The organism is Vibrio sp. D417a (genome assembly GCF_030248595.1).
Classification (GTDB): Bacteria; Pseudomonadota; Gammaproteobacteria; order Enterobacterales; family Vibrionaceae; genus Vibrio; species Vibrio alginolyticus.
The window spans coordinates 146,623-155,912 of the sequence record NZ_JAHGAM010000018.1; the positions used below are offsets into that span (position 1 = coordinate 146,623).

General features: G+C 45.1%; 8 protein-coding genes and 2 tRNA genes. 8 read left to right on the forward strand and 2 right to left on the reverse strand.

Going from position 1 to position 9,290, the window contains the following annotated elements; translation table 11 throughout:
- Positions 1-137: 137 nt before the first annotated feature.
- Together KI742_RS17805 and KI742_RS17810 are read right to left on the reverse strand one after the other, a co-directional pair.
- Entirely contained in the window at positions 138-1,748 is a 1,611-nt protein-coding gene (locus KI742_RS17805; RefSeq protein ID WP_017633966.1) for a peptide ABC transporter substrate-binding protein, read from the reverse strand.
- Positions 1,749-2,012: 264 nt separating this feature from the next.
- Positions 2,013-3,119, reverse strand: coding sequence for a M20/M25/M40 family metallo-hydrolase (locus tag KI742_RS17810; RefSeq protein WP_285384815.1), 1,107 nt, complete (start codon positions 3,117-3,119; stop codon positions 2,013-2,015).
- Between the two features lie 538 nt (positions 3,120-3,657).
- Here KI742_RS17810 and hppD point away from each other — a divergent pair.
- The 8 genes from hppD (at position 3,658) to KI742_RS17850 (ending at position 9,270) form a co-directional block, all read left to right on the forward strand.
- Positions 3,658-4,731 carry a 4-hydroxyphenylpyruvate dioxygenase gene (gene hppD / locus KI742_RS17815; RefSeq protein WP_262665291.1) on the forward strand — a complete coding sequence of 358 codons (1,074 nt, stop codon included), beginning with the start codon at positions 3,658-3,660 and terminating at the stop codon, positions 4,729-4,731.
- Positions 4,724-5,854 (forward strand): homogentisate 1,2-dioxygenase, encoded by a 1,131-nt coding sequence (locus KI742_RS17820; protein WP_005388948.1) that lies wholly within the window; start codon positions 4,724-4,726, stop codon positions 5,852-5,854. Before hppD ends, KI742_RS17820 begins: the two co-directional genes overlap by 8 nt.
- A gap of 9 nt (positions 5,855-5,863) precedes the next feature.
- Positions 5,864-6,901 (forward strand): fumarylacetoacetate hydrolase family protein, encoded by a 1,038-nt coding sequence (locus KI742_RS17825; RefSeq protein WP_285384816.1) that lies wholly within the window; start codon positions 5,864-5,866, stop codon positions 6,899-6,901.
- A 21-nt stretch (positions 6,902-6,922) separates the two neighbouring features.
- Positions 6,923-7,591: a maleylacetoacetate isomerase gene (gene maiA / locus KI742_RS17830; RefSeq protein ID WP_167415165.1), complete on the forward strand. Its 669-nt coding sequence runs from the start codon at positions 6,923-6,925 to the stop codon at positions 7,589-7,591.
- A 195-nt stretch (positions 7,592-7,786) separates the two neighbouring features.
- A complete protein-coding gene (locus tag KI742_RS17835; protein WP_005377831.1) occupies positions 7,787-8,446 on the forward strand; it encodes a DUF2726 domain-containing protein in 660 nt (219 codons plus the stop codon).
- Positions 8,447-8,565: 119 nt separating this feature from the next.
- Positions 8,566-8,904: a hypothetical protein gene (locus tag KI742_RS17840; protein WP_085569546.1), complete on the forward strand. Its 339-nt coding sequence runs from the start codon at positions 8,566-8,568 to the stop codon at positions 8,902-8,904.
- Positions 8,905-9,083: 179 nt separating this feature from the next.
- Positions 9,084-9,160 (forward strand) — tRNA-Val (locus KI742_RS17845).
- A 33-nt stretch (positions 9,161-9,193) separates the two neighbouring features.
- A tRNA-Val gene (locus tag KI742_RS17850) sits at positions 9,194-9,270 on the forward strand.
- The last annotated feature ends 20 nt before the right edge of the window (positions 9,271-9,290 follow it).

Sequence of the window (9,290 nt, forward strand, 5' to 3'; positions counted from 1 at the left end):
CATCCTTTGGTCATCCGAAATCACTTCGAACGGTTATGAATAAAAAATGGTCTGAGCTCAGGTTGCCTTCTCCACCGAGAGATATGAGGAACGGCAAGTAAACATTGAACTTGCCGACTCAGACCGAAAACATGCTTTTAGTGGGCTTTTACATAGACATTCTTGCGGTAGTACGACGACTCAGGGTTTGTCAGTTCGTAGCCGCCCACGTAAGGCTTGATGAGGTATTGATCGTTACCCGGACGATAAATAGGAATAATGGCCATGTCTTCAATCAGCATGCTTTCTGCTTGTAGATACAGTTCTGATGGGTTGCTCATGGTCTTTGAGCGAGCCATTAACTCGTCGTATTGCGGGTTGTTATAACGAGAATCGTTGTACTCGCCACTAGAAACGAAGATATCCAACCATGTAGAGGCTTCATTGTAGTCAGCCGTCCAGCCGCCGCGAGTAATGTCGGTCGGCTCTTTAAGTGCGTAGAACACTTTCGGTTCTAGCTGTTTTATCGTGACTTGCGCACCCAATCGGCTTTTCCACATGCCTGCCATGGTGGTTGCCATTTTTACGTCCATCGAGAAAGTTGGTACGGTAAACGTCAACTTAAGCGGATTGCTTTTATCGTATCCAGCTTCTGACAGTAATTGCTGCGCTTTTTCGATACGTTTATGACGGTTCCAAGTTGCGAACTCAGGAGTGTGAGATTTAAAACCATCTGTTTGAGGTGGCACAAGGGTATACATTGGAACCCCACCGTTTCTCAAGATAGCACTCGTTAACAGTTGACGGTCAATGGCATATGAGAGGGCTTTACGGACCCGCACGTCTTTTGTTGGTCCTTGTTGAGTGTTGAGGTAATAGAATGTGGAGCCAAGAGACGCACTGGTGCTTGCCACTTCTTGTGGGCGTTGTTGAATTAACTTTTTCTTCTGAGCGGCAGGAATGGAAACCGCTTGGTCTATCTCACCGGCTAGGTAGCGGTTTAGCACTACGTTTGCATCACCAATTGGTAGCCAGGTGACTTTTTCCAGCACTACATTGCTTGCGTCCCAGTAATGTGGGTTTTTAACCATCACCAGTTTTTCGTTAACTTTCCATTCAGAGACAGTAAACGCACCATTTGTAACGATATGCTCAGGCTGGGTCCAACGGTTGCCATGTTTTTCAACGGTCGCTTTGTGAACGGGGGCAAGCACTGGATGACTTAATAGTTTCGTAAAGAAGGGAATAGGCTCTTCGAGTGTTACCTGGAATGTTTTTTCATCCAGCGCCTTCACGCCCAAGGACTCGGGTTCGGCTTCGCCCTTCATAATCGCTTGCGAGTTTTCGATATTTGGAATGGCCGCAAACCAAGCGTAGGGTGAAGCAGTGCTTGGATTCAGTAAGCGTTGCCAGCTGTAGACAAAATCTTGTGCAGTGACCGTTTCGCCATTTGACCATTTTGCATCACGTAAGTGGAAGGTATAAACCGTATTGTTGTCATTGACTGACCAAGACTCAGCAACACCAGGAATGGTTTTACCTTGCTTATCTTGAATGACCAGACCTTCAAACAGGTCTCGACCGAGATTAAAAGCGGGCTCTGCAGCTTGCTTGGCTGGGTCAATAGAAGTAACTTCAGCCCCATTGTTTAGCGTAATTTCTTGTGTCTCATCGAGGGTCACACCCGAGGGATACGGCACGGCATAGCTTGATGTTGCCAGTATTGGACTCATCATCGACGCTAATAAAAGCAACTTAGGTAATTTCATCCTTGTCTCACTCTTTTCATCCTGAAAGATGCCAGAAATGTATATTGTATAAATTGTCTACACAATCGAGTTTTAACATTACTGTAACAGGGTGTCAGGTGTTGAGCTGTCTAGTCTCAAAAAGTGAGCTAGGGGAATTTCTTTGAAGATCTGATATCAAGTTGGCATGACGGGAAGTAATTTTGCTTCGATACAAATTAAAATCCCCTTCAAGCACAGGCTAGAAGGGGAAGATAGTCAGTCTGCTCTTCAAAAGGCATGACGTTAACTGACTAGGAAATGTTTCACGAACTCAGTGATTTTGACCATATCACTTACCGCGATAAACTCTTCTGTCGTGTGTACTTTTGCCATGCCAGTTGAAAGGTTGACCGTTGTGAGACCTTTCTTGTTAAAGTTGTTGGCATCGCTACCGCCGCCAGTGCCTTTTGTGAAGGCGTCAATTCCTAACTCTGAAAACGCTGCTTTTATAGCGTTTACGTGTGGGTGGTTTTCTTCAATAACAAAAGCGTCGTAGGCTCGGCTAGATTCAATGTCGACTTCTGCACCGTGTTTTTCACAGACAGACTCTAATGTTGAGATCATATGATTGACCTGAGCATCTAGTTTATCGCCATTCAGGGAGCGTGCTTCTGCCACGATTTTTAATTCAGGCATAACAATGTTTGTGGCCTGACCGCCGTTAACCATACCGATGTTGGCTGTCGTTTCTTCGTCGATGCGAAGCAGCTTCATTTGGTTGATGGCATCTGCCGCCACCATGATCGCACTGATGCCTTCTTCTGGCGCAAGCCCTGCGTGTGCTGGTCGACCTTTGATTTTTGCCATGATCTTTTGCTGGCCTGGGGCTGCGGTCACAATGGTGCCAATAGGGCCACCCGTATCTAACACGATTGCTTCCGTTGAAGTGACGTGTGACATATCGAAGTATTGTGAACCGAATAAACCGCCTTCTTCATACACGGTGAAAGCAAGTTCTAACGTTTTGTGCTCACGGTTTTCCGCTTGAATACAACGAACGGCTTCCATGATGGCAGCAATACCAGATTTATCATCGCCACCGAGAATCGTATGGCCTTTTGAACGGATAATGCCGTCTTCGATGAGTGGCTCAATGCCAATACCTGGAGTGACCGTATCCATATGACAGCTCATTAGGATAGAGCCGTCTTTTTTGCCGTCTAAACGGGCGTACACGTTAAAACCGTTAGAAATGTGCTCAGGTACTGGAAGTTTGCGTACTGTAAAGCCTAGCTCGCCTAGCTGTTCTGCCAGTGTTTCTGCAATTTGTTTTTCGTTTTTTGATTCGCTGTCGATACGTACTAGTTGGCAAAAGTGTTCAACTAAGCGTTCTTGATTGATGTGTGTCATTAGATGTCTCTTTTTCTGATCGAGCGTGAAGCCTTGTGGCTCGGCTCGATAGGGAACAGAGCACCACTTATGGCACAGTTACTTTTGAATAAAACTGAGGTGAATCAATAAAGGGGTATCCATGACACGATTCTGACCAATGAGCCTTTCGAACTGTATGAAGCGTCACGAAACATTACTTTTGATGTTTTGCAGGATCAAATGAATAAATCGGATAGAGATAGGGTGCAATAGACTTTCCATCCCCTTTTGCTTTTTGAGCTACGTTGCCAAGATAAAATGCCAAAGTAACAACTTGTTTACATTTTATGTGGTGGCGTAAAGCCGAAAATATCAATCTAATATATTGAAAATAAGCAGTTTGTTTGATGTTTACGAAAGTGGGTTCGATGCGTTCTCTGTGTGTAACATATATTTTACAATTATGCGTAAAAATCGCCAAGATAAAGATTTCTCCCCACGTATTCCAATTTCTCAAGACCTGCGCCAAGTTAGAAAAATAAGTCCAAACAAAAGCTACTGAGACAAGGAGAAAGTCATGGTTGATGCATATAACCCACTAGGAACAGACGGATTTGAGTTTGTTGAATATACCGCTGCTGACAACAAAGGCATTCAACAGCTTAAAGATCTGTTTATATCGTTAGGTTTTGCGGAAATTGCAAAGCATCGCTCAAAAGAAGCGTGGTTATATCGACAAGGTGACATTAGCTTTATTGTGAATGCGCAGCCGCATAGCCAAGCTGAGGGATTCGCCAAAGTTCACGGTCCGTCGGTTTGTGGCATGGCATTTCGTGTGAAAGACGCCACCGTTGCTCTTGCGCATGCGTTAGAGAATGGCGGTAAAGAATATAAAACGGAAATTGGGCCGATGGAGCTAAGCATTCCTGCTATTTATGGCATCGGTGAAAGCTTGCTTTATTTTGTCGATCGTTATGGAAAGCAGAGCATCTATGATGTCGATTTTCGTTTTTATAATGATGCTGATGAGCGTTTATCAAAAGCGAATGTTGGTCTTTACGAAATCGACCACTTAACGCACAACGTTAAGCAAGGCAACATGGATGTCTGGTCTGGTTTCTATGAGCGCATTGGTAATTTCCGCGAAATTCGTTATTTCGATATCGAAGGTAAGCTGACTGGTCTTGTCAGCCGTGCGATGACCGCACCTTGCGGCAAAATCCGAATTCCTATCAATGAGTCGTCAGATGATAAATCACAGATTGAAGAGTTTATCCGTGAATACAATGGCGAAGGTATTCAACACATCGCATTGACCACTGACGACATCTACGAAACGGTCAAAACCTTGCGTGAGCGAGGCATGGACTTTATGCCAACGCCAGGTACTTATTACGAGAAAGTCGATCAGCGTGTTGAAGGTCACGGTGAAGATGTAAGCAAGCTTCGTGATTTGCAGATTCTTATTGATGGTGCACCAACGAAAGATGGCATCTTGCTACAAATCTTTACTCAAACCGTTATCGGCCCTGTGTTCTTCGAAATCATCCAACGTAAAGGCAATGAAGGCTTTGGCGAGGGTAACTTCAAAGCGTTGTTTGAATCGATAGAAGAAGACCAAATTCGCCGAGGAGTATTGAGCGATGCATAAATGGATCACATTCCCTCACCGGGAGGGAGTGTGCTCTAAACAAGCGCATGCTGACTTCCCGGAAGAGGCAATTTATGAACGTGAGGCAGGTCGAAGTGGCTTCTTCGGCCCCGCAACACATTTTCATCATCAACATGCCCCAACGGGGTGGTCTGAGTGGGAAGGCGAGCTACGTCCACGAGCGTTCGATTTTAATCTAGTCGAAAAAGCCAGCCATATTACCCCTTGGGCAGTCCCGCATCTATTACACAACGCGAATTGTAAAGTTCGTGTTTGGCGTATGGATGAAAAAATGGACTTCTTGGTGAGAAATGCAGATGGCGACGAACTGCTATTCATCCACCAAGGTACGGCAGATCTCTACTGTGATTATGGTCATTTGAAAGTGAGCGAAGGGGATTATGTCATGATCCCGCGCTCAACGAGCTGGCGTTTAGAGCCAAGCGAGCCGATGTTCATTCTGATGATCGAAAACACCGATGCGGCTTATACATTGCCCGAAAAAGGCATGGTTGGAAACCACGCGGTGTTTGATCCGGCGGTTCTAGAAACGCCGTCGATCAACGATCAGTTCCGTGCTCAATATTCTGAGAATCAAACACAGGTTCAGGTGAAACGCCACGATAAAGTCAGTGTTATCACTTACCCATTCAACCCGCTGGATGCGATTGGCTGGCATGGTGATTTGGCGGTAGTAAAAGTGAACTGGCGTGATATTCGTCCACTTATGTCACATCGTTACCATTTACCGCCTTCTGCACATACTACATTTGTAGGAGCAGGATTTGTGGTGTGTACCTTCGTTCCTCGTCCAATTGAAAGTGATCCTGGAGCGCTCAAAGTACCGTTCTACCACAACAATGACGATTATGACGAAGTCTTGTTCTACCATGCAGGTGATTTCTTCAGCCGTGACAACATTGAAGCAGGCATGGTGACATTCCATCCAGCAGGATTTACACATGGCCCTCACCCGAAAGCTTTCAAAGCAGGGCGAGAGCATAAGAAGACTTTTACCGACGAAGTCGCGGTCATGATTGATACGCGTCACGCACTTCAGTTTTCGGATGAGCTGGAAAAAGTAGAAAACAAAGAATACGTCTATAGCTGGCAAGAGAAGTAAGAGGCAAGGATGAAATTAGCAACCAAGAAAAATGGCACTCGTGACGGTTTGTTGATGGTCGTGAGCAAAGACTTAACGCGCTGCGTACCTGCGACAGAAATTTTCCACCCCATGAACTTAGCTCCGACGATGCAGGTGGCGCTTGATAACTGGGAGACGCTAGCACCACAACTGGAAGAGCTATACGTTGCACTGAACAATGGCACGGTTGCAGGGTATGAAGAGTTTGAAGCGCACTACTGTGAGTCGCCGCTTCCTCGCGCTTATCAGTGGGCTGATGGCAGTGCTTACGTAAACCACGTTGAGTTGGTTCGAAAAGCTCGCGGCGCTGAAATGCCAGAGAGTTTTTGGACGGACCCGTTGATGTACCAAGGAGGCTCTGATGCCTTTATTGGACCTTGTGACAACGTCGAGTTTGCGAGTGATGAATGGGGTATTGATTTCGAAGGTGAAGTTGCTGTGGTAACTGGTGACGTACCAATGGGCGCGAGTGTTGCAGAGGCTCAGGAGTCGATTCGTTTGATCATGCTGGTGAATGATATCTCACTGCGCGGTCTAATTCCGGCAGAGTTAGCTAAAGGGTTTGGTTTTTTCCAATCTAAACCTTCTTCTGCGTTTTCTCCTGTGGCAGTAACACCTGACGAACTAGGCGATGCGTGGTACGAAAACAAAGTGCATTTACCACTGGTCTCGACATACAACCACAAGCCGTTTGGTCGCCCAAATGCGGGTATCGATATGACGTTTGATTTCGCAGACTTAATTGTTCACGCGACTAAAACGCGCCCGCTATCTGCTGGGGCAATTATAGGTTCTGGCACGGTATCTAATAAGCAAGGCACCGAACATGGCACTTCTATTGAAGAAGGTGGCGTTGGCTATTCATGTATCGCGGAAGTTCGCATGATTGAAACCATTCGTGATGGTAAGCCGTCGACTAACTTCATGTCGTTTGGAGATTCAATCAGATTGGAAATGTTCGATGCGGATGGCAACAACATATTCGGCTCGATTGACCAACAAGTTAGCCAATATCTCAAGCACTAACAATGCTGGTTGGGAGACGATATGAGCGATAGCATGATTTTATACGGATACTGGCGATCATCGGCGGCGTATCGTGTGCGTATTTGCTTGAATCTTAAAGAGTTATCGTATGATTCAAAATCGGTACACTTGGTGCGCAATGGTGGCGAACAACACAGTGACGAGTACCATGAGTTAAACGCTTCTGAACTGGTTCCTTTGCTGGTGGATGGGGAGGTTCAGTTAACCCAGTCACTGGCGATCATTCAATACTTAGAAGAACACTACCCGGATGTCACTGTGATCCCCGAGCAAACGCCGCTTCGATATCAAGCACTAGCTTTGGCTCAGGATATTGCAATGGAAATTCATCCCCTGAATAACTTGAGAGTTCTACAGTATTTAGAGGGGGAGTTAGCTTGCGAGTCAGAGCGCAAAGTCGCTTGGATTCATCACTGGATCCACAAAGGTTTTACAGCATTAGAAGAGAAACTTCAGAAGCATCGTAAACTAAATGGTGATTGCAAGTTTAGCCTGACAAGCTCGCCATCTATTGTCGATATTTGTCTGGTACCACAATTTTATAACGCACAACGCTTTGGTGTAGATACCTCTCTTTATCCAACCATTAACGCTGTTGTGCAGTCATGCAATCAACTGCCAGCTTTTATTGATGCGATGCCAGAGAATCAGCCGGACGCTAATAGTTGATTCTTAGCATACATAATGTATTAACAAAATTTAAACGAGCCAATCCAAGTGTGTGATTGGCTCGTTTTTATTGGTGAGCAAAATTTTCTGTTTCTCGCTATCGTCGTTGTGCCTCAAAATTGCGAGGTTTTGTTGCTCTGCATAACATTTCCATTTACGCTTTGAGCAACGAGTTGTTTTGGATGCACTTTATTTATGACCAACATTTTTATCATTGTTGTTCTTCTGGTTTTATTCTTCTTTGTTATTCAAAAGTACGTGATTAAGCACGATGACACGCGTGATTATCCTTATCGCTCGAAAGGCCCTCTGCTCAGAGGTCAAGAGGGTGCGTTTTATAATGCGTTAAGAGCGGCGGTAGGGGAGCATGCCGTAGTATTCGCGAAAGTAAACATGTCCAGTTTGGTTACGCCAAAAGAAATCAAAAATAAGAAGCAGTTTTTTGTCGCGAACAATCGTATATCTCGAAGCTATTTTGATTACGTTATTTGTGACCCAAGGACACTAGAGCCGCGCGTTATCGTTGAATTGGATAATGGGCAGGAGCTAAACAAGGGTAAGATAGAAAGACAAAAGTTATTGATTCATGTTTGTAAGACGGCCAACCTGCCTTTAATTGGCGCCTCGATAAAGCACAGTTATCAAGTTGGGCGATTACGTCGTTTGCTTGCGGCACACATTGATTTGATTGAGCCCGATAAAGAAGTGCGTTTTTGTAAAAAATGCGGCAGTCCGATGATCATTAAAACCGCAAGCCAAGGTGAGTTCAAAGGGAGACGTTTCTTTACTTGTAGCCGTCAGCCGAATTGTACATACACCGAAAATTATAACGTTGTGTTTGAGGCGGACGACTAAACACGATAATTAACCAGCAGAAACAAGGGGCTTTGATTAGAGATGATCAAAGCCTTTTTGGTATCAGTCATCAAGGCAGGGCCTATACTTTGAAAAAGAGGGCAGAATAGGGCAGCCATATGCGATACGGATGGATTTTATCGGCGTTGTTCATCGCATCGAATGTTAGTGCGATACCTAATTTGAAACCACTGGAGTGTGAATTGACAGAGACACCCCAAGATCATTTCTTGTTTTACCGAGAGCAAATGGTTTACCACAGTGAGCAGTTTGTCATATTTCAAAACTTCAAAGGCAGGGTGAGCACTCAAGTAGACGTCAAAACAGGAGAGTTGATCCGTACAACCTATATCGGCGAACCATTTAAACCTAAATATCAGATTTTGTTCGGCACTTGCCCTAAGGTATCGCAAATCTTACAGATTTGGATGCTCAGTGAAGTGCCTTACGACAATTAAGTGAGATAATAAAAGTTATATAGATCACACTTTTAATCCATGAAGGATTCAGCTTTGCTGATAAAATCATCTGAAAACGCGTGTTGAGTTTACATTTTCGCCAAACGGTTCAAAGTTGGTAAATTTGTGCTTGCACCGTCGTTCGCTTATAGCTAATATCCTCGTCGTTCCAGAGAAATGCGTCCGTAGCTCAGCTGGTTAGAGTATCGCCTTGACATGGCGGGGGTCGGTGGTTCGAGTCCACTCGGACGCACCATTCTGAATTGAATGGTTAGGAACATAAAAATTTGGGTCCGTAGCTCAGTTGGTTAGAGTACTACCTTGACATGGTAGGGGTCGGCGATTCGAGTTCGCCCGGACCCACCAATGACCCGTCCTGATATGGG